This window comes from Streptomyces pathocidini (assembly GCF_001418495.1).
Classification (GTDB): domain Bacteria; phylum Actinomycetota; class Actinomycetes; order Streptomycetales; family Streptomycetaceae; genus Streptomyces; species Streptomyces pathocidini.
In genome coordinates this window covers 1-1,865 of sequence record NZ_LIQY01000641.1, presented here as the reverse complement: position 1 = coordinate 1,865, position 1,865 = coordinate 1, and the positions used below count along the sequence as shown (strand labels likewise).

The 1,865-nt window shown below is 75.9% G+C and carries 3 pseudogenes; 1 reads left to right on the top strand and 2 read right to left on the bottom strand.

The annotated features are described in order from the left end of the window. Positions 1-730, top strand: a pseudogene (locus AOK16_RS23935) (DMT family transporter); the annotation flags it as partial. Between the two features lie 125 nt (positions 731-855). On the opposite strand, the pseudogene AOK16_RS28800 reads toward AOK16_RS23935, so the two are convergent. Further along, a pseudogene (locus AOK16_RS28800) lies at positions 856-1,151 on the bottom strand (aminotransferase class I/II-fold pyridoxal phosphate-dependent enzyme); the annotation flags it as partial. Between the two features lie 4 nt (positions 1,152-1,155). Further along, positions 1,156-1,865: pseudogene (locus AOK16_RS23930) on the bottom strand (aminotransferase class I/II-fold pyridoxal phosphate-dependent enzyme); the annotation flags it as partial.

Below are 1,865 nucleotides of genomic sequence, written 5' to 3'. Positions count from 1 at the left end.
TCTGGGGTTTCAGCTTCCTTCTGATCAAGGTCGGCACCGAGGCCTACGCGCCGCTCCAGGTCACCCTCGGCCGCATGGTCTTCGGCACGGCGGTTCTGGTCGCGGTGCTCGCGATGCGGCGGGAGCGGCTGCCGCGCACCACCCGCACGTGGGGCCACCTCGCGGTCGCGGCGGTCTTCCTCAACGCGCTCCCGTTCTCCCTCTTCGCGTACGCCGAGCTGACCATCCCCTCCACCCTCGCCGGGATCTGCAACGCGACCACCCCGCTGTGGGGCATGGTGCTCTCGATGGCCGCGCTCTCCGAGGACCGGCCCACCCGCCGCCGCGTCGCGGGGCTCGGCGTCGGCTTCGTCGGCGTGCTGACCGTGCTCGGCGCCTGGCAGGGCTTCTCCGGCCAGGACCCGGCCGGTACGGTGATGGCGCTGATCGCCTCCCTCAGCTACGCGGTGGGCTGGATCTACGTCCGCCGCACCCTGGCCGGCGCGGGCAGTTCCCACCTGGCCATGTCCGGTTCCCAACTCTTCCTCGGCACCGTCCAGTTGGCGATCGCCACCCCGCTGTTCACCGACCTCCCGACCTCCTTCCCGGCGGTTCCGCTGCTGGCGGTGGCGGCCCTCGGCGCGCTGGGTACGGGCGTCGCGTTCCTCATCCAGTACGGGCTGGTGGCCGAGGTCGGCCCGACGACCGCGGCCATGGTCACCTACTTCATCCCGGTCATCGCGACTGCCGCNNCGCGAAGACCGGCACGGAGCCCGCGAAGACCGGCACGGAGCCCGCGAAGGCCAGCGCGGAGCCCGCCAAGGCAGGCACCGAATCCGCGAAGGCAGGCTCAGAACCCGTCAAGGCGGCGGGCACTCAGTCGTAGCGGCCCGAGAAGGCTCGGCCCGGGCCGGTCGCGGACGCCAGCGCGTCGGCGACCGGCCCGATGCCGTCCGCCGACAGCGGCGAGACGGTGACCCGTACCCCGGGCTGCGAGGCCATCCGGAACCGCGCCCCGGGCGCGACCGCCCAGCCCGCCTGCAACAGCCGCGCCACGGCGCCCGTCTCGTCGGGGACGGGCACCCACACGTTCATGCCGCTGCGCCCGTACGCGGTGATCCCGCGCTCGCCCAGCGCGCGCACCAGGGCGTCGCGCCGCGCCCCGTACGCCGNNNNGCCGCAGGTCGGGACCGTACGCCTTGGCCGTCGAGCGGACCAGCGCCCACGGGCCCGAACCCCCGCCCCCGGCCAGGGGGTTGAGCGGCAGGTCGACGATGCCGTGGCCGTGGTCGTCCTCGATGAGCAGGACCTCCGGGTGCGGGGCGAGGACGGCCCGGAGGGCGTCGGCCCGCCGCGCGGTCACGGCGGCGCCGGTCGGATTCTGCGCCCGGCAGGTGACCATCAGCGCGCGGGCGCCCCGCGCCAGCGCGCGTTCGACGTCCTCCGGCAGCGGCCCGTCCTCGTCCACGGCGACCGGCAGGGCGCGCAGCCCGAGGGCCGGGATCAGGTCGAGGGCGCTGCCCCAGCCCGGGTCCTCGACCGCCACCGCGTCGCCGGGCCTGAGGTGGGCGGCCAGCACCCGCTCGATCGCGTCGAGCGACCCCGAGGTCACCGCGACCGGCCCGCCCGGCACCCCGTCCGCGTCGAACGCGACCCTGGCCGACTCGGCCAACTCCGGGTCGATCGCCGGGTCTCCGTAGAGGGCGGTGCGCCGGGCGTAGTCCGCGGCAGCGGCGGCGAGGGCCTCGCCGAGCGGGGGCAGCAGGGCGGGGTCGGGGTTGCCGGTGGACACATCGACAACCCCCGGCGGCACATCCACCCGGATCGCCTCGCGCGCCGTGCTGGCCGGCCTCGCGCGCACCCGGCTGCCGCGCCTGCCCGCCGTC